The sequence below is a fragment of the [Micrococcus luteus] ATCC 49442 genome (assembly GCF_010367585.1).
In the GTDB taxonomy this organism is placed as follows: domain Bacteria; phylum Actinomycetota; class Actinomycetes; order Actinomycetales; family Micrococcaceae; genus Arthrobacter; species Arthrobacter luteus_A.
Genome location: NZ_JAAAXP010000001.1, coordinates 2058930 through 2077844, shown reverse-complemented (window position 1 = coordinate 2077844; position 18915 = coordinate 2058930). Strand labels below are relative to the sequence as shown.

17 protein-coding genes are annotated in these 18915 nt (G+C 64.2%); 8 read left to right on the top strand and 9 right to left on the bottom strand.

Annotated features, from left to right (window positions below; all coding sequences use genetic code 11):
- Positions 1–36 precede the first annotated feature (36 nt).
- Positions 37–1359 (bottom strand): S8 family peptidase, encoded by a 1323-nt coding sequence (locus tag GUV69_RS09305; protein ID WP_244292669.1) that lies wholly within the window; start codon positions 1357–1359, stop codon positions 37–39.
- Between the two features lie 522 nt (positions 1360–1881).
- Between GUV69_RS09305 and GUV69_RS09300 the strand changes: the two genes are divergently transcribed.
- From GUV69_RS09300 to GUV69_RS09290, 3 genes are all read left to right on the top strand, one after another.
- Positions 1882–2550, top strand: coding sequence for an aspartate/glutamate racemase family protein (locus GUV69_RS09300; protein ID WP_164201717.1), 669 nt, complete (start codon positions 1882–1884; stop codon positions 2548–2550).
- Positions 2551–2586: 36 nt separating this feature from the next.
- Entirely contained in the window at positions 2587–3105 is a 519-nt protein-coding gene (locus GUV69_RS09295) for a DUF2087 domain-containing protein (protein WP_164201715.1), read from the top strand.
- A gap of 517 nt (positions 3106–3622) precedes the next feature.
- Positions 3623–5440: a KAP family P-loop NTPase fold protein gene (locus GUV69_RS09290; RefSeq protein ID WP_164201713.1), complete on the top strand. Its 1818-nt coding sequence runs from the start codon at positions 3623–3625 to the stop codon at positions 5438–5440.
- Positions 5441–5671: 231 nt separating this feature from the next.
- Here the strand turns inward: GUV69_RS09290 and GUV69_RS09285 are convergent, their stop codons facing one another.
- Both GUV69_RS09285 and GUV69_RS09280 read right to left on the bottom strand, forming a co-directional pair.
- A complete protein-coding gene (locus GUV69_RS09285; protein ID WP_244292668.1) occupies positions 5672–6085 on the bottom strand; it encodes an HNH endonuclease in 414 nt (137 codons plus the stop codon).
- Between the two features lie 188 nt (positions 6086–6273).
- On the bottom strand, positions 6274–6948 hold the full coding sequence (locus tag GUV69_RS09280) for a hypothetical protein (protein ID WP_244292667.1): 675 nt from the start codon (positions 6946–6948) through the stop codon (positions 6274–6276).
- Between the two features lie 519 nt (positions 6949–7467).
- On the opposite strand from GUV69_RS09280, the gene GUV69_RS09275 reads away from it, so the two are divergent.
- The gene (locus GUV69_RS09275) at positions 7468–7938 is read left to right on the top strand and encodes a DUF2231 domain-containing protein (protein WP_244292666.1); all 471 of its coding nucleotides are present in this window, start codon (positions 7468–7470) and stop codon (positions 7936–7938) included.
- 30 nt (positions 7939–7968) lie between these two features.
- Here the strand turns inward: GUV69_RS09275 and GUV69_RS09270 are convergent, their stop codons facing one another.
- From GUV69_RS09270 to GUV69_RS09250, 5 genes are all read right to left on the bottom strand, one after another.
- On the bottom strand, positions 7969–9297 hold the full coding sequence (locus tag GUV69_RS09270; RefSeq protein ID WP_164201709.1) for a DUF4241 domain-containing protein: 1329 nt from the start codon (positions 9295–9297) through the stop codon (positions 7969–7971).
- Positions 9298–9357: 60 nt separating this feature from the next.
- Positions 9358–10617 carry a S8 family serine peptidase gene (locus GUV69_RS09265; RefSeq protein WP_164201707.1) on the bottom strand — a complete coding sequence of 420 codons (1260 nt, stop codon included), beginning with the start codon at positions 10615–10617 and terminating at the stop codon, positions 9358–9360.
- 192 nt (positions 10618–10809) lie between these two features.
- Positions 10810–12393, bottom strand: a complete 1584-nt coding sequence (locus GUV69_RS09260; protein WP_164201706.1) for an alkaline phosphatase D family protein — start codon at positions 12391–12393, stop codon at positions 10810–10812.
- Positions 12394–12487: 94 nt separating this feature from the next.
- The gene (locus GUV69_RS09255; protein WP_164201704.1) at positions 12488–12856 is read right to left on the bottom strand and encodes a hypothetical protein; all 369 of its coding nucleotides are present in this window, start codon (positions 12854–12856) and stop codon (positions 12488–12490) included.
- Between the two features lie 114 nt (positions 12857–12970).
- A complete protein-coding gene (locus tag GUV69_RS09250) occupies positions 12971–13837 on the bottom strand; it encodes an AraC family transcriptional regulator (RefSeq protein WP_164201702.1) in 867 nt (288 codons plus the stop codon).
- A gap of 233 nt (positions 13838–14070) precedes the next feature.
- Between GUV69_RS09250 and GUV69_RS09245 the strand changes: the two genes are divergently transcribed.
- The 3 genes from GUV69_RS09245 to GUV69_RS09235 all read left to right on the top strand — a co-directional run bounded on the left by GUV69_RS09245 (position 14071) and on the right by GUV69_RS09235 (position 17254).
- Positions 14071–15126, top strand: coding sequence for a 2,3-butanediol dehydrogenase (locus GUV69_RS09245; RefSeq protein ID WP_164201700.1), 1056 nt, complete (start codon positions 14071–14073; stop codon positions 15124–15126).
- Positions 15127–15201: 75 nt separating this feature from the next.
- Positions 15202–16479, top strand: coding sequence for a S8 family serine peptidase (locus GUV69_RS09240; protein WP_164201698.1), 1278 nt, complete (start codon positions 15202–15204; stop codon positions 16477–16479).
- Positions 16480–16567: 88 nt separating this feature from the next.
- Complete coding sequence (locus tag GUV69_RS09235; RefSeq protein ID WP_164201695.1) at positions 16568–17254, top strand: nucleoside/nucleotide kinase family protein; 687 nt, start codon at positions 16568–16570, stop codon at positions 17252–17254.
- Between the two features lie 6 nt (positions 17255–17260).
- On the opposite strand, the gene GUV69_RS09230 is transcribed toward GUV69_RS09235, so the two are convergent.
- Positions 17261–18058 (bottom strand): DUF4386 domain-containing protein, encoded by a 798-nt coding sequence (locus GUV69_RS09230; protein WP_164201693.1) that lies wholly within the window; start codon positions 18056–18058, stop codon positions 17261–17263.
- A 96-nt stretch (positions 18059–18154) separates the two neighbouring features.
- Between GUV69_RS09230 and GUV69_RS09225 the strand changes: the two genes are divergently transcribed.
- The gene (locus GUV69_RS09225; protein ID WP_164201691.1) at positions 18155–18856 is read left to right on the top strand and encodes a TetR/AcrR family transcriptional regulator; all 702 of its coding nucleotides are present in this window, start codon (positions 18155–18157) and stop codon (positions 18854–18856) included.
- Positions 18857–18915: the final 59 nt, after the last annotated feature.

Sequence of the window (18915 nt, the reverse complement as noted above, 5' to 3'; positions counted from 1 at the left end):
GCATGGGGCGGGTGGTCGGGCACCCTTTGCCTTTCCTCATTTCCTTCCCGGGCAGCTGGTTCGTTTTGGCGTCTCAGACGGACAGTAGTCCGCAATCTGTGCCAGGTATCCGTAGTACTGGGAGCCTGTCGGGCGAAGCGGGTCGCCTACGAACCCGAAGTCGGCGTTTACCGCGTTATATGCCTCGGTCTGAGTCAGGAATTGGTCCACGACTTCCTTGCCGGAGCCCTTGCAGGCTTTCTTGCTGATGCAGAGCGCCACAGCACCGGCTACGGCTGGGCTGGCGAAGCTCGTCCCGTGATCGACGGAGTACCCGCCAGGCGCAGTAGAAGCCATGCAAACCCCTGGAGCGGCTAATGTGTGGCGCTTGTCGGCCGGTTGTGTGGCGAAGTTGGAGAAAAAGGCGGCATGGTCATCGGATTGTCCCGCCGCACTCCAGTCCACAGATGCGCAGACAGGCGGCGCTGCTAGTCCTCCCGGGCGTCCATCGAAGTCAGCCATGGCCGTTACGGTGAGGACCTCGTCATACGCGGACGGAACAGATGCCGCAATGTCGGCGCTCTCGTTACCCGCCGCTACCGTGTAGGTCACGCCGGCCTCAACCGAGCGGCAGATGGCGTGGTGAAAGGGATCGACACCAGCGCCGCAGTTCCCCAGATCAGTCGCCGGGCCAGTGATGCTCATGTTCGCGACTGAGATGTCGTTACGCGGGTCCTTGTCCTTTTGGGTGGACGTTACCCAGTCAACAGCGCAGAGGAGGTTTGCTTCTGGAATAGTGCCGGCGTCGTCGACGACCCGGACGGACCAGAGAGGCGTACCTGCAGCTGCCCCGATGATGCCGATGCTGTTGTTCTTGGCCCCGATGATGCCGGCAACCATTGTTCCGTGCCCGAAGGGGTCGACGGGGGCGACTGTGACTGGTGAACCGGACTGGCAATCCACACCGCCGCGGATATTGAGATCAGGATGGGTGCCGTCGATGCCGGAATCAATGACGGCGATGTTCACCCGGACGGAGTTGTGTCCGTCTTCAGCGGTGGCATCGTCCAGGGTTTGGCCCATCCGCTGCCACCAGAAAGGGGCAAGCTCGGTATTCGGCGCCGGGTCCGGGGGGCGGCGAAACTCGCGACCTGAGGAAACGAAATCGACGGTCGGGTCTGTGGCCAGGCTTTTGGCTTCAGGAGCGCTCATGCTTGCCGCATATCCGTTAAGTGCGTTCTTATAAGTCCGCGATGGTGCGAAGCCGAACTTCTTTCCGTGGGTCGCGGCCACGGTATCTGTGTTCTGAGCCCCGTCCTTCAGTACCACGATGTAGTTTTGCTCTGGCTCGGCGGCTGCTGCCGGTGCGGCGGTGGCCACGCCACCTCCTGTCACTGCGATCATGGCTGCCACCATAATCATCGCTGGCCTTTTGTAACCTTTCGCCGCTGGCCGTGACCTTCTAACGAGGGGAAATGGCACATTGCTGAACATCGTGGCTCCTTGTCTAAGAACCTGTCCAGCACACCAGATAACAAAGTCATCGATCCCACGAGTTCAAGGTGGCTGTTGTCACAGGCTCTAAACAGGAGCGTTTCCCGTGAACCGGCTGGATTTGAAATTGTGCCGAACGGGCTCGTACTTGCCGCTCCGGTCCGAAGTCTCAGTACACAGTCGCTTGAACGCGGGATCAAGAGTGGGGTCTACTCATTCTTGGAATGCGGAGGTTAGGTAGTTCTGCATTATTCGCGGCTTCAAGCCAAAGCTGCAGGGCAAAGTTATTGACCAGCTTCGGCTGCGTGAACTCGTTCAACGCGCCCAGCAGTCCACGTTTGGTTGACGTACAGGCCGCCGGGTCAAAGTCGGCGCCCTGCGGACCCTGTTCTGTTACAGTCAGGCCCCATGAGCGAACCCCGCCCCGACGGCCCCGGAACTGTCGGCTTCCTCCACACGGCGCAGGTCCACGTAGAGACGTTCGAGGCGCTGTCCCGGGAGCTCATACCCGCCGCCCGTACGGTCCACCGGGTGAATCCCGAAGCACTGGAGCTTGCCAGGCACGACGGCGCATGGCAGCGCGTGCGCGCCGTCGTCGCCGGGCACCTTTCGGAACTCCGCGAGGCAGGGTGCGAGGTGGTCCTGTGCACCTGCTCAACACTGGGCGGGATCGCGGAAGGCCTGTCCGAAGACGGTCTCGAAGTGATCCGGATCGACCGGCCGATGCTGCGCCGCGCCGTCACCCTCGGCCCGCGTATTGGCGTTCTCGCGGCGCTGACAAGCACCGTGGAGCCGACTACGCAGGTTCTTGCCGAGGAAGCTGCGGGAGCCGACGTCACCTTTGAAATCAGCTTCGTCGACGGCGCGTGGGATGCCTTCCTCAGCGGAGATGCGGAGGACTACCGCTTCCGGATCGCAGAGGCGGCGCGCACGCTCTCAAGCCGTTGCGACGTCGTCGTCCTCGCCCAGGCCAGCATGGAACCTGCGGCCGCACTACTGACCGGGCTCGGAACCCCTGTCCTGACGAGCCCCCGCTCTGCCGTCGAAGCGGTTGCCGGATTTATCCCGTCCTGCTGACGAGGCGGCTCCGAATAGCAGTTGGAGGTGGAGGCAATGAACGGATCCGCCGGTCACAGCGGACCGCACTGGCGCCGGGTGCTGGCAGCGCTCGCCAACCGGGATGCGCGGACCGCGTACGCCCAGATCGTGCTGAGTGAGGACGTCCTTGCCGACGCGAAGGAGCAGCGCCGTCATCGCGCAATCGACGTTCTGCTGGACGCGGGGCTGGTGGAGCGGACGGGAAACAGCACGCTTCATGCCTCCGAAACCATCTTCCACAACCTTCTGTCCCAGCAGCCAAAGCGCCAGCCGAAGACCGGGGTGGACCGCTTCCTGCGCCTGGGCCGGATTGACAGGTACCCGGCCGGCGCGGCGGACCGGCGCCAGCTCCTGGCGTGGATCGTCGGCGAAGCCATCCAGCCGGGGGAGGACCTCACCGAGCGGCAGGTCAATGAGCGGCTGCTGAGCTACACGGACGACGTGGTGCTGCTGCGCCGCTACCTTGTGGACTTCGGGCTGCTGGAGAGGACGGCGTCGGGGTCCTCGTACTCCCGGCCGGTTTCCGAACCGTAGGAGTTCAGGCCAGCCCGTCGGCTGCGGGGTGCTCGGTTCCTTTGCCACGTTTGCGCCTTGCCAGCGGTGGTCAAGGCATCGACCTGCTGCTGTCGGCGAGACAGCGCAGTCTATGTACTGCCTGTGTACTGCAATGCATTTGTGCCAGATGTAGAACTCTAGTTGGGTTCGGCCCGGACAGAACCGCGGCGAACGTTGCAGGCGCGGACAGGGACACCGTGGTAAAAATTGCGGCTTAATATCCCAAACGGCAGAGTCTTGCAAATCCAATAGATCCGTGTCAGCTCGACAATGAAAATTGAATCCCCACTTCAACGATCGTGTCGCTTCATTAACAGCGAAACTTCGGCCGAGTGGACTTGGCGGGAGTTTCCATAAACTCGTTGGGGCGGCTCTAACCCGTTAACCGCTAGCGTCGGCACGTAGTCCTGGGTCGCGAAGAGGCCTTCGTCGAAACGGGGGGGCAATCGGGATGTCCAGACTGCGATGTCCTAAGTGTGCCCGTATGCTTCCGAACATGATCATTCCCACTCGCCATAAAGTGTTGCCAGTAATTGTTGACACACCGACTCCAAACCCCCGTCTTGGTTTTGAGAATTATGTCAGCGGCATTGCTGCGGCCATCATGGGCGGGGAGCCGGCGCGGTACACCGTTGGGCTTTACGGTCCATGGGGTAGCGGGAAGTCGTCGCTGCTCGCGGCCATTCATGACGAACTCGGTAAATGGGCCGAGACAGGGCAAGTTAGCAGTGCCGAGCAGGGCGCGGACTCTCCGATAGTTGTCGAGTTTGATGCATGGCGATATGCCGATAAAGGTGCGCTGGTACTGTCGATGCTGCTTCGTATTCAGATGGCTGTGGATCGACGCACGAAGTTGGCGCATATCAATGCTGAAACCAAGAAGAAACTTGTGGCAACACTGGACGTCGTAAAGTCCGTTGTGCAAAGTATCAAGGTCTCCGCATGGGGCGTTGACATCTCGGTAAGGCCACCGTCTGCATCCTCGGACGGAATTGCAGATCTTTCGTCTACCCTGATGCCGTTTGAGCAACTCGGAAAGATCGGAGCTAAGCTTCCCCCGAAACAGAGAATCGTCATTTTGGTCGACGATCTTGATCGGTGCTCACCTAAAGGCGTAATCAGTGTTCTGGAAGCAATCCACGTACTCACCGATATAACTGGAGTTGTATTCGTTCTTGCGCTGGATTACGAGTATCTGACGGCCGCAATCCTCAGCGAATATCCGACGACAGATCCCGACAGATTTATCGAGAAGATTGTTCAGGTCCCATTCCATGTTCCTGCACCCAAAATCGAAGATGCCGATATGGTCGATATTATTCCCACTTGGTCAGCAATTCAGGACTGGATGGACGGTGTTACAGATCGAGATCTTCGCTCGATAATGCGAATAGGGCTTCGATCCAATCCTCGTCAGATTAAAAGGTTAGTCAACACTTTCTTGCTTTTTGCGTATATGCATGGAAGTGAAAATGGTCCAAAGTTGGATAAAGCCTTGGCGTTAAAAGTACTCGGACTTCAGGTCGCCTGGCCGGCTGTTTTTTCCGAGCTCCTGAGGGAGTTGGCCAAGGACTTTAACCGACCTGATCAGGGAGGAACACGGGGTACCTTCGACGTAGGCCAGCTTGACGCATACGCCAGGTGGTATTCCGACGATGAGTCCTCTGACGAGGCGGACGAGTCTGCTGATATCGAAGAAGCTTCCGAGATCGTAGTGTCCGGAAGGGAGCGCAGGAACGGGAGACGTGGCGACGTCCAAGGCGATCAGTTCACCCCGGAATCTCGTGAACGCTTGCGTTCCTATCTCGAGGAAGTGCTTATCCCGACGATTCCCGCTGTCGAAGTTTGGAACATCATGGTGATGGCACAGGTGTTGGTTGCGGCCGCCAAGGGCGAGGCTCCGACTGAAGAGTCTGCTGTTGATCGTCTGGCTGAAACGCTGTCCAAATCCGATGAAGCAGTCCTCAAACAGTATAAAGAAATTGTAAAATTCACCTCTTCATTGCCGCACTCTAATGCAACTGAGAGCCCGTCATACTTTCGAATCTCTCGTGAAATAAACAATAAGACCCGCGTATTTGGTTTCATGCGGGTCCGGCCGACTCAAAGAACAGTGCGTGTTCAGATAAGATTCGGAATTGCCTCGGAAGAAGCGATCGGTGAGCAGAATTTCCAGGCTGAGTTCGTTAAGACCCTGAGCCTGAAGAGCGGGCAGCAAGAAGGTCTTTTTATCGTGCGAGCGGATGACGGGTTGGATGTACTCGCACAACTGTGGCGAATTCTTGAGTTCGCTCACGCAAATGTCAAGCCTTGATGGGTCACAAGGTTGTGACGGCTTTTCATCCGGAAGCGCATCGATGCGAGACGTTACCTAACGTGATGCGTCAGCGCTCGGCATTGGCCTCACACACTCTCGTTTGCTGCACGCCAGGGGCACCCTACCAGCGAAACAACTTCTGTTGAAATACTCGCTTTCGTTGAGCTCAGCAACCAAAGTTGTAGCCAGGCTCAGCCACCGTTACGTTTCTGTTGGAGTATCAGTTATTCAGGGCAGCGGCTGCCGTTCGCCGACGCCGACCAAACCGTCGGGCGCGACGTACTCCCGCCGTCGTCGTTCTATCCGCTCCTGTTGGCCGGGTGAAGGAATCCTGGCGCCTTTCGTCCGGTTGCACCTGGCGCAGGCGGCGACGAAGTTCTGCAGGCTGGTGGAGCCGCCCTTGGACCACGGGTAGAAGTGGTCGCCGTGTTCAGCGGTGCGGGAACACCGCCGCCGGAAGCCCGCTTCCATTTCACACTGCCCGGCGGCCCGGGCCATGCCTTCGCGGCGCTGCTGGCGGGTGAAGCGCCTCACCGGATCGCGGCGCCGGACGTCCCGGCAAACTACAACTGCCGCCAGAATGCCCAGGACGAGCAGGCAGAGTCCAGGGACTGCTGCCGCCGCCAGGACGCCGTCAAACATTCCGCGCAAAACCTCGGCAGGGGAGGAGATATTCGGTCCAGCCGCCGTGCGCCCTGGATCTGGCATGAGGGACAGGAGCACCGAAAATCCCAACCACAGAATCGTGGCCGAATAGGCGAGGCGCAAGGCATGGCGGCTCCAATAGATACGTTTTAGTTCCACCATTGAGGTGTCCGCAACGTCGTTGGTTACCCTTCGCACCCCACACCGTCCCCGTCGCGGTCCAGACCATAGATGTCAGAGCCGACGACTCTGACAGGTCCGCTCACATACGCAGGACCGTTGCCGCTTCCTCCGGCGCAATCGACGTCGGATGCAATGGGCACGCACGCTCCCGAGTAGTTCGTGTCGCATCCGGCGGGCGCTGCCGGGGCGGCAGGCCGGACAGGCACCTGGGCTTGTGCGGCCGCGGCGGCGGCGGCCGCTGCTGCAGCGGCGGCTTGTTGCTGGCGGGCCGCTTCTGCGGCAACAGCTTCCTGACGGGCCGCCTCCGCAGCGGCCTGCTCTGCGGCTGCCTTTGCAGCAGCATCTTGTGCTGCCTTGTCCGCGGCAGCCTTTTCTGCTGCGGCTTTCTCGGCTGCCGCCTTCTCTGCCGCGGCTTTCGCCGCCGCTGCTGCCCGCGCCTCCGTTATCCGTTTCGATTCGGACTGCTCCAGCCACGTCAGTTTTCCGGCATCGGTTTTGGTGCAGATGAAGATCTTCGGCGCGTACTTCTCAGTTGCATTCTCGGTGAGACAGGCGGATGAGGCCGGTGCGGTCGGAGTGGGTGTCGGCGTTGCTGTCGCCGATGCGGACCCGCTGGAAAGGGAAGCGCCGATAGAGGCCGCCGATTGACCTCCGCAGGCTGTTGCTGAAATAAGCACGACAGCCGCCAAGGCCCCACCGGCCACCCGGCTTCGGGAAATCCATGACCGCGGCGAAGTCCGAACCCCATGGCCGACTTCGTTGTCGACCGGCTTTCGCGCTTCATTGCGCCGAAAACGTGTATTCATTTATTGCCCCCAAATGAGTGATGATGCGAAATTGCTCGCTGCGCGTAACCCCGTACCCTGGAGCGAAAGGCAAGCGCTGAGGCGATTCTGACCGCCCTGCGTCAAGGCCGCCGCAACTTCTTCCCAGCATTGGCGCAAGAAGACCGACCGTTTCGGAGCGTGCGACCTCCTGGACACCTTGGAATTGCGGTGCAATAACGAAGCGCCAAGAGTATTTTGAGCAGCATGCACTCCACACCCAGCGCACCAGGTGCTTCCACGAATCAACAGCCGACCAGCGGCTCCGTGAATACCGGCAGCGGCGGGCGTTATCCGCGGCTCCTTGGCTGGCTTGAGGGGGCTAGACCCTTAGGCGCTTTGGCCAAGAACGTTGACCCCTACGCTTCCCGCTTGACGGCCCGCCCGGAAATGCGAAGCTTCTTCCGCGGAGACGCCACCGGCATTCCCCTCCATAGCATCCTGACCGACGGCCCTTTCGGCGCCTGGTGGTCGGCGATCTTCCTCGACTTCTCCAACGACGACGGCTCCAGGCAAGCCGCGAAGCGGCTGGTGGGCCTGGGCGTCATAGCGGCGGTCCCCACAGCGGTGTCCGGCTGGGCGTCGTGGTCGATGAAGGACCGGGGCACCAAGAGCGTGGGCATCGCTCACACCGCCGTCAATGCCGCGGCCACCCTTGTGTACCTTGCCTCCTGGGCAGCACGTGAACGCGGCCACCACGAGCTTGGTATTGGCCTGGCCAGGGCAGGAGCAGTGCTGCTGCTGACCAGCGGGTTCCTGGGCGGCCATCTGCGCAGCGGACGGCCACGCCGGGTGCCCCAGCTGCCCCGGAACGAAAGCCCGACGATCACCGGGCCGCTCTGATCCCTGTGCGGACAGGCCGCCGGGCAGTAGTTAGAGGTGCCGGTACCCCAGGTACTCGGTGACCTCAAGGACGGAACCTGGCGGAGGAGGCGCGTCCGGTTTCCAGGTCTTGCTGGTGATGCCTCCCGTCATGAAGGTGCCGAGCTGGCCGCCGTCCATCAGAAGCGCGCCGTCCGGCGCCAGCACCCGGAGGCCGGTGATGTCCTCACCCCTGCTGCTAAAGACGAACTGCCCGCCGTCCGCGGTGATCTGCAGTTCGTGGGCGGCGAGTTCCGCAGTGCTGACGGGGCCGGGTTGGAACGGCACGCGGCTGGTGCGAAGGATGTTCTCTGCGAGCACCCGGAAATCGACAACGAGTGAGGTGAGACTGCCGTCGGCGGCCACGCCCCAGTAGCACGGGTAGTTTCCGTCGCCGTAGCCGCTCGAAACCATGACCGCATCCACGGCCCCGCCGTCGAGGGCGAATGCGGTGCCCGGAACTTCCATGAGCAGCCCAATGCGCTCTTGAAACAGCTGCTCGACGCGCTGGGCCTGGCATTTCACCAGCGCCCCGGCGTCCAGGAGCGCGACGTTTCCGGCATCGACTCCCACACCGTTCGTGCCGTTGGTGAACTCGGCGGGGTGCCAGCCGACGGCCGGTGCCTTGGAGAGCCGCAGCCGGACAGCCACCGTCATGTCGGCCGCCGTCGCGACTTCGACAGGGTAGGTGCCCGGCATGATCCGCCGCGCCAACGGGACGAAGTGTGCGTCCACAAAACCCAGATCCAGGACCGTGAGCACCCCGGAGGCTGATGTCAGGTCGCCGACGTGCAGGACGTCGAGCGGCACCGGCTCGCCGAACGGTGCCACCACGCGGCCGGCCGTAAACAACCCCGGGATGTTGAGCTCCAGATGGGCTGGCAGCTGGGGCAGGGCGGCGTCAGGAGTTGCACCGAGCAGGAGTGCCTCGGCCGCGGCGGGATCGATCAACGGCTTGCCGGGCGGGTCGAGAAAGGCCGAGAGCCGGGAGATCCGCCAGCCGTCCTCGCCGCGCAGCAGCTGATACTTGTAGTAGTGGGCGGTGCTCCCCGCTGCTTCCATGACCGAGCGGACCGTCGCCGTATCCTCATGGAGCTCGACGTCCGTGATCTGTTCGGCGTCCGGGTGGTGCGCCGGACTGGATGACAGTGCACCTTCCTGGCCGGTGCGCATTCCCGGCGTGCAGTGGGTGGCGACCAGGCCGGCCAACTCGGCGGCCCAGGCTTCGAACACCGCAGGGTCGAAACTGAACATGCCCGGCGACGTGCCTGACCGTTGCCACCCAGTGTGGAAATCGGCCACGAAGGCCTCGATTCTGCCGCGGACCTCTTCCCGAGTCATGCGACACACCCTACCGCCCCTGGTGACCTTCTCCCGGAACGGCTGTGGCCAGGTGGCGGACTAGCGGACGGCGTTGTAGGCGTTCACGCGGCCTTTTGCCCAGTAGGTCCCGGTGCCCGCAATCTTGTCGGCGGTATTTTCGACGTATCCGCGGACATCTGATTGGTCAGCGTCGGGATGTGAACTCCAGGCAAGCGCGGCCGTGGCGGCGACGATCGCCGAGGACATCGAGGTGCCGTTGCCGACGTCGTAGCCCTGGGAGCGGCCGTTTTGGGTGCCGAGGTAGAACGGGTGGTTCGGGAAGGTGGAGTAGACATTGGAGCCGGGCGCTGCGAGATCCACCCAGCTGGCCCCGTAGGTCGAGAACGGCGCCTTGGCGTCGGTGTTGTCGGTTGCGGCGACGGCGACGACGTTCGGGTAGGCGCCGGGGTAGATCTTGGTCTGGTTGCCGCCGTTGCCTGCTGCCGCAACCAGCACCACCCCCTTGCTCCAGGCGTTGTTGACGGCGGTTTCGAGAGTCCGTGAGGCGCGGACGCCGAGGCTCATGTTGATCACCTTCGCGCCGTTGGCGACGGACCAGCTGATAGCGTTCACAAGGCCTGAGCTGGACGCAATCCCGCTGTCGTTGAGCACCTTGCCGTCCAGGATCTTGCACCCCGGGCATACGCCGGCGACGCCCGTAGCGTTGTTGTAGGCGGCGGCAACAGCGCCGGCTATGTAGGTGCCGTGGCCGTAGTTGTCCTGCCCGGTTGCCGCGCCGCTGAAGTTGGCGCGGGCAACCACCTTCGGGGCAATGTCGGGGTTGTCGGTGGCGACGCCGGAATCGAGAACGGCAACTCTGATCTCGTTGCCTGTGGTGACGGTCCACGCTTCGACGGCGTCCACGTCGGCATCCGCCTTGCCCGCGGCCACCGCGATGGTGCCGGCGGTGTTGGTAAAGGATTGGCCGGTGTTTTCCAGTGCGTACTGGCGCGGGAAAAACGTGTCGTTCGTCGAGGCGGTCACCAGTTCGTCAGGCTCGGCGTACTCAACGCCCGGGTTCCGGCTCAGGGCGTCGACGAGCTGCAGCTCCTTGCCGGCCGGCACTGTGATGAGGTGGGCGCCGGTGCTGCCGATGCCGGTGCCTTCGCTGAGGCCGTGCTGGCGCAGCACGCCGGCTGAAGCGCCTGCGTCGCGGAATTTCACAATGATCTGGCCCGCCGTGTGCGATGACTGACTCGCTGCGCTGCCCGCACTTGCCGAGCTGTTGGGGGCTGCAAAGACAACCACACCACACGCCATCATCGCCGCCGCAAATCCGGCCATAAGCTTTTTCATCATAAAACCCCGTTGTTTCAAAATGGTGATGCTCTATGCTGCGCGCCGGCCCAAACCGGCACGCAGCGCGTACACGGAACCCAATGTTCCGCCGGTTACGGGCTGCGGTCAACGCTCCCCGCGGACATCACCGAACATGACGGACGACGGCGGGGTGGCCAGTTGGGTCGCCGACCACCCCGCCGCCGTCGTGCTTTATGCGCCCGTGGCAACCAGCCCCGGCACTCCGTCCCGAATCTCAAAGGACGCCTTCGTCGAAACGGGGGATCCCGGCGTCGTGACGTAGTCCAGCACGCGGAAGTCCGCGGTCATCGCATCGCGGGTGATGCGGGTGTTCACATAGCCGCGGTTGTCGTTGTAGAACTTCAGGTGCGGGTTCCACGCCATGACCGGATCCACCGTGGAGCCGGTGCCGTTGCCGGTGGAGGTGACGGACGTGCAGACCAGTTCGGAACCGACCACGGGGGAGGCGGGGTCCCGGTAGTCGACCTTGAGGTCGTTGGCCCAGTTGCGGTGGACATCGCCGGTGAGGACCACGGCGTTACGGACATTTGCGTCCACCCAGCCCTGGGTGATGCGGCGGCGCGAGGATGCGTAGCCGTCCCAGCCGTCCATGGAGACGTCATCGATCTCCGGCGCCTGCGCTCGGTCCTTCTCTGCGAAGAAGACCTGCTGGCCCAGGATGTCCCAGCGCTGGGTGGAGTTCCTGAAGCCGTCCAGCAGCCACTTCTCCTGCTCGGCGCCGGTGATGGTGCGGTCCTCGGCCAGACGCTCGGCGACGTTCTTCTTCCAGCCGTCGCCCGCGAGCTGGTCATCGCGGTACTGCCGGGTGTCCATCATGTGGAAGTTCGCCAGCTGGCCCCACTGGATGGTGCGGTAGATCTTCATGTCGAACCCGGCCGGCACGGACGAGGCGCGCAGCGGCATGTTCTCGTAGTACGCCTGGAACGCGGCGGCCCGCCGCATGCGGAAGCGTTCGGTGGTGTCGTTCAGCTGCTTGGCGTCCCTGTTTTCCGGGATCTCGTCCGCCCAGTTGTTGTCCACCTCGTGGTCATCCCACACAACCAGCCAGGGTGCGATCGCGTGCGCCGCCTGCAGGTCGGCGTCGGACTTGTACTGCGCGTGGCGCTGCCGGTAGCCCTGCAGAAGGCTGGTCTCGGGGCCCTGATGGTCGCGAAGCTTGCCGCTGTTGACCACGTTCCTGCCCTCGTACATGTAGTCGCCCAGGTGCAGCACCAGGTCCGGGTGGTCCTGGGCCAGCCGCGAGTAGGCGGTGAAGTAGCCCTGCTCGTAGTGCGCGCAGCTGGCGAACGCCATGGCCAGGGCCGCCGGCGTCTCATGCGGTGCCGGGCTGGTGAGGGTGCGGCCCACTACGCTGACGTGCTTGCCCGTGCGGAACCGGTAGAAGTACTCGCGCCCAGGGCGGAGGCCCTTGAGCTCCACGTGCACCGAGTGCGCAGTTTCGATCCGGGCTTGCTCGACGCCGCGGGCTACTACGGAGCGCATGCCTGCGTCTTCAGCCACTTCCCACGCCACCGCCACGTTGCGGGACGGCATGCCGCCCAGGCCGTCCTCGGCCACGGGATCCAGCGCCAGCCGGGTCCAGATCACGAAGCCGTCCGGCCACGGCTCGCCGGAGGCGATGCCCAGCAGGAACGGATCGGTGCGGAGGCCGGCGTCGTCCGCAGTTGAAACGGCGACGGCGGCACCCGGCAACGCGGCGACGAGCCCGGCCCCGAGGCCGGCGGAAAGGAGGGATCTGCGTGAAATGTTGTCCATGCATCCGAACGTAGACACGCCGACTGGACTGCTTGTGAGGCGCGTGTGAATGCCCGGTTAACTGCGTGACAAGCTCAGTTGATTTGGGCAGGGCCTACGTGCGGGAGTCCAGCCTGTCGAACTGCTCCTGCCAGATGGCCAGCTCCTCGTTCACGTACCGCCGGTGGGCAGGAGTCCATTTCGGCCAGATCTCCAACGAGGCTTGGGACTGTGCCGGACCCGTCGGCCGGTCACGTACCTGCGGTGCTGCGTGCGGCGGGGCATGGACAGGGACGCGGCGCTGGACAGGGGCCGGGGCGCGCCGGACGTTGGCAACATTCCTCTTCGTCCAGCCGGGCCGCTCCAGCACGCCCATGATCCCGAGCGCCAGCTGGCACACGGCCCAGACGATGCCGCTGAGAACCAGCACGGCAAAAAGGAAGGCAATCCAGAGCAGGAGTCCGATGGCTGGGAAGACCAACATGGTCCATTTTATCTTCCCGAGCCGCGATTGGGTCAGGTGAATTTCTGCGCGAACCCGGGGGCTGCGCCGGCGGGCCCCGGGACCTTTCCCTGCCTCCTTGCCTTCCTGCGGGCGTCAGGCGCGTTCCACCGGCAGCCACAGCTCGGTGGTTGCAGTGCTGAAGTCCGCGGCGCGCTCTAGGATAGCCACCACCGACGGGCCGGGCCTCAGCCGCCACGGGTTGGATGGGAACCAGTCAGCGGCCGTCGCCGCCCACGTGGCCTGGAGGGCCGCCGGGTAGGGGCCGGCGGTGCGGAACACCGCCCAGGCACCGGCGGGGACCTCGATGACGTCAAGGTCCCCGGGCACCGGTGTTCCTTCGCTGACGGCGACGCCGTGCAGGTATGTCAGCTCGCTGCCCTCGGTGTAGTCAGGGTCGACGTCGGCGCTCACTTGAAGCAGCCCCGCCGGTTCGGTGTTGCTCAGTGCCTTGAGGCGAACGTGCTCCGCTTCGGGCAACGAGGCGATATGTGCCTGGATATGCGGATTCACGCCGTGGTAAATCAGCGGCACGCGGGCCGTGTGGCCCACGAGCCGGAAGGCCGGTTGGTCTGCAATGCGGGTATCCATGGTGGTATTCCCTTCTATGGTCAGGCGGAACCTGAGCTGCGGTTGCGTGCGAAGGGGGCCGCCGTCCCGGCGGGCATCGCCGGGGCTGATGCCGTGCACCGCCCGGAAAGCCCTGGCGAATGCCTCGGTGGAGCCGTACCCGAACCGCACCGCAGTCCCCAACAGGTCGCCACCCCCGATGACATCGGCCGCGGCGACGGTCATGCGGCGCCGCCGGATGTACTCGGACAGCGGCATGCCGGCCAGTGACGAGAACATCCGGCGAACGTGATACTCCGTGGTGCCGAGGCCGGCCGTCAGTCCGGCGACGTCGATCTCCCCGGTGAGGTGCTCCTCGATAAAATCGATGACCTGGTTCAGCACTGCAATCACGGCTTCCTCCTTCTGCATCAAGCCTGATGCACCGACACAAGCCCGCACCCAACTATTGCGGTCCGATTCGATCGCGGTCGGTTTCGGCGCGGGGGCAGCCCGGGACGGCACCGACCAAAGGTCCCTACCGAACTTCCGGAGCCGGTGCGAGGATGTTCGGATGCGGCCCGGCCGCCCTTGAGGACCCGGGCCCCGCCAGGACACGCATGTTCACCGACTGGAAGGGATCCATCATGAAGGCAGCACGTTTCCATGGCCGCGGGGACGTCCGGATCGAGGACATCCCGGAGCCGGACCTCCGCGCCGAGACCGTCAAGATCGACGTCGCCTGGTGCGGCATCTGCGGAACCGACCTGCACGAGTACCTCGAGGGTCCCATCTTCGTCCCCGCACCGGGACATCCGCACCCGCTTTCGGGGGAGGAGGCTCCGGTGACGCTGGGGCACGAATTTTCCGGAACCATTTCTGAAGTCGGCGATGGGGTAAGCGGCCTCGCGAAGGGGGACAACGTCGTCGTCGAACCCTATTTTGTCTGCGACGAATGCGAGTCCTGCCGGTCGGGCAACTACCACCTGTGCCGCAAGCTGGGCTTCATCGGTTTGGCAGGCGGCGGGGGAGGCCTGAGCGAGAAGATCGTGGTGGACGCCCGGTGGGTCCACCCCATCGGGGACATCCCGCTGGATGAGGCGGCCCTGATCGAGCCGCTGTCCGTGGCGCACCACGCCGTGGCCCGGAGCGGCGCGAAGGCCGGCGACGTTGCGCTAGTGGGCGGGTCCGGGCCCATCGGGCTGCTCACGGCCGCCGTCCTCAAAGGCATGGGCGTGACCACCATCATCAGCGAGCTGACCGCGGCGCGGAAGGAGAAAGCCATCTCCAGCGGGGTGGCCGACCACGTGCTTGACCCCAGCCAGGAGGACGTTCCGGCCCGGGTGCTCGAACTCACCGGCGGCACCGGCGCGGACGTCGCGTTTGAATGTGCGGGTGTTAACGCGGTGCTGGACACCATGCTCGACGCCGTCCGGCCGGGAGCCGTTGTTGTCAACGTCTCCATCTGGGGTGCTCCGGCCACCGTGGACATGCAGAAGCTCGTGCTGAAGGAGATCGACCTCCGCGGCACCATCGCCTACGTCCGGGACCACCCGGCCGTGATCAAAATGGTCCAGGACGGCAAAGTGGACCTGAAACCGTTCATCACCGGCAGGATCGCCTTGGACGACCTGGTGGAGCAGGGCTTCGACACCCTGATCAACCACAAGGACACCGCCGTTAAGGTGCTGGTGCATCCCTAGCGGCCGTGCCGGGCTAGCCGAAGTGATAGCGCACTGGCCCTGTTCAGCGGGCCCGGCGTCAACCAAGATTGCCGAATGAGAAAACTTCTTACAGCGGGCCTCGCGGCGGCAATGATGGCGTGCGGCGCAATCACGGTGGCGGCACCCGGCACCGCAGCGCCCCAGGGTTCACACGTCGCGGGGCAGATCCTCGTCAAGTTCCGCGACGACCGCGCGGCCGCCGGCGTCCTTCGCCAGCACGGCCTCAGCGACGGCCCGGGCGTGGGCAGCACGGGTGCCCGGCTAATCAACGTTCCGGCCGGCAAGGAGCTTCAGTTGATCAGCGCCCTCAGCCGGAATCCCGCCGTCGAATACGCCGAGCCGGACGAGGTTGTCACGGCCACCACCGATGACCCCTTTTTTGACCGTCAGTACGCCCTGCAAAACGATGGCTTGTCCTTCAAGAGCACCGGGGGGACGGTGACCGTCACCGGCGGCGATGCCGGTGATGATGTGGATGCTGTCGAAGCCTGGGCGGTCACCAGGGGCGGCGAAACCAGGGTTGCCATCATCGATTCAGGGGTGGCGATCGACCACGAAGACATCTCGCAGACGGTGGTTGCCCGGGCCAACTTCAGCGACACCGTAATCCGGGAAGGCAATCCGGACGACAACGAGAAGTACGACAAATACGGCCACGGCACCCACGTGGCCGGCATCGTGGCAGCCGAGCACAACACCGTGGGCGTCGCCGGAGTCTGCCCGGAATGCACCATCCTGGATGCGAAAGTGCTCAACGACACCGGGTCAGGCTCCACCTCACGGATCGTCGACGGCATCGACTGGGCCGTCGATAACGGCGCCAAGGTCATCAACATGAGCCTGGGCCAGCGCGTTTCCAACCGGACGCTCGAAGCCGCCGTCAACAACGCCTGGAATGCCGGGGTGGTGATCGTGGCCGCAGCCGGCAACGGCGGCACCCAGGCCAAGGTCTACCCGGGCGCCTACGCCAACGTAATTGCCGTGGCCGCAACCGACAATAAGGACAACAAAGCCTCCTTCTCAACCTACGGAAAGTGGGTGGATGTCGCGGCGCCGGGCGTCAACGTGTACTCCACCTTCCCGTTCCACACCACTGTCCTGGGAACGCAGAACAACCGCGCACCTCGCTACGACGTCGAAAGCGGCACGTCGATGGCGTCCCCGATCGTGGCTGCCGTTGCCGCGCTTGCCTGGAGCGCGGATGCCGACGCCACCAACGAGACGGTCCGGAGAAAGGTCGAAGAAACCGCTGAGGACATCGGCGGCAACGGCACCAACTGGGTGCACGGCCGCGTGAACGCGTACGACGCCGTCAAGCCGCCGGTGCCCTGACACGCCGGGAGTTCGTGGTCGGCGGCGTCCGGTTAGGTGATGCTGACTAATGGCTCACTTCCGAGCGGCCGGATGGCAGCATGGGCGGATGAGTGAATTACACCCGGCGGCGGCGAGGACCCTTGTGCTGCGTTCGCTGGCCACGGAGTTGCTGTCCGAAGGGACCGGACGTCGCCTCATCGCCGTCGACGGTGTGGACGGCAGCGGCAAATCCACGTTTGCCACTGACCTGGCGGCAGTCATCCATGCGGTGACGGTCATCGTCATTCACGCTGACGACTTCCTAAACCTCCGGGCTGTCCGGCACAGGCGGGGGCGTGATTCGCCGGAAGGATTCTGGCTGGACACGTATGACTACGAGGCCCTGCACCGTGATGTCCTCGTTCCGTTGGGACGGGGAGGGAACGGCTGCTACCGGCCTGCCGCTTTCGACCATCGGCAGGATGTCAGGCTGAGCCCGCCCCCGCTCCAGGCACCACAGAACGCAGTAGTTATTGTCGAGGGCATGTTCCTGCACCGTGACGGACTGGCGGAACAGTGGGACTTCTCATGCTTCCTGGACGTGCCGTTTACGGAGACGGCGCGGCGCATGGCTGTCCGCGACGGCAGCCATCCCGATCCGGACCATGAGTCAATGCGCAGGTACGTCGGCGGCCAGCGCCTCTATTTCGAGGCTGATCAACCGTGGCAGCGCGCCACCCGCGTCGTCGACAACACCAGGCCTGCGGTGCCCCGCATTCTGTCGGCCGGCGAAGTGGATGCCCGTCACCGCTGAGTCCGGCTACCGCGCGGACGAGAAGTTGCCCGACGGCCCCGGTGACCTGTCCGACGCAGCGCGGGAGCCGGCGTCGGCCGCTTGTGTGCGGCGGGCGGAACGGATCAGGACGCAAGCGCCCAGGGCGGCCACCCACAATCCCCAGCCGGTGCTGCCGAGGAGTCCGGCCAGGTCCCACACCGGGAAGCCGGGTACGGCGGTGGCCAGGATATCGCCCTGGTTCAGCAGGTAGAGGACGCTCACGGGGATCCCCGCTGCGCCGAGCCAGCGGGGGAGGACCCGGCTGCGCAGGATGATCACGCTGAGGGCCACCGACCAGCCGATGACCAGCAGCTGGCCCAGATGCTCTCCCAGCAGCGCGCCCCCGAACTGGTGCTGTGCCGTCCACGCCGCGTCCACCGCAGCCTTGGTGGCGGCATCCCCTGTGACGTAGGACGCGGCAAGGGGCGGCACCACGAACACCCAGCGGAGGAACCCGATCAGGGACAGGACCACCGAGGCGGCGCCCGCATACGTGGCAACCCGCAGGGCCTGGTGGTCGCGGAGGCCCAGCGCTGCCGGCAGCAGCAGGATCGGAACGGCAAGCAGTCCGTAGGTCCACGCCGTGGCGAACCACGTCCAGACCAGCCCCGGCCCGCCGGCATCGAATTCAGGCAGCACAACACTGGCCGGTTCACGCAGGATGTCGGGCCAGTGGAAGGTCACCGACAGGACGGTGGCGGCTGCGGCGAACGCGAGGGCGCTCACCACGAACAAGGCGCCGGCCGCCCGAACGCTCTTTTTGCGGGGATCTGTGGGTGCCATGGTGTCCGACCTTTGCGAATGTTGTACGGTGTACAGATGCTGTACGATGTACAAAGATTGGACCCGCACGCCGCACTTGTCAAGAGAGGACTGCCGATGACGTCAGCAGCCAGGACGTCCAGGCCCGGACCCCGCCGCACCCTGACGGAGGAAGAGATCCTGGAGGCCGCACTGACCCTGCTGGACGAGGGCGGCATCAAGGCGGCGTCCATCCGGGGGATTGCAGCACGCGTCGGTGTGGCCCCGAATGCGGTCTACACGTATTTCCCCGACAAGGCGGCGGTGGTCCAGGCGATCGTTGAGCACCTGCTCGGACTGGTGGACCATGCCGTCTTCGCCGATACGGACATGCCCTGGCGCCAACGAATCGAAGCCCTCGCCCTGGAGCTGCGGGAACGGCTCACCGCGCATCCGGGGGCAGTCAATCTGATGATTGGCGGGCCCATGGACGGACCACACGCGCTCACGCTGAACGAACGCCTCATGGGTGTCCTCGTGGAGGCAGGACTCACGCCGGAGGAGGCTGCCAAGGCGGCCTACCTGCTCATTGTCTACGTCTTCGGCTCGATAGCCCTGGACGTTGCGGAGTCCGGGGGGACCCATACGTTGCCTCCCGAAGCCGAGCGGATCAGCGCTCGCCGGGCCGGCTTTGCCGCCATCCCGGCGGACACCCACCCGCTGTCCTCGGCGGCCGCGGGCGTTATGGCCGGCTACATCTCCACAGACCAATACCTTTGGGGACTGCGCCGGGTGCTGGACGGCATCGCTGCCGGCGCCGGCGACGGGCCCGCACGCTGAAGCGCCGTCGTCGTAATTAATGACGACGACGGCGCTCCCGCCCTCTTGGGCAGCCCGGC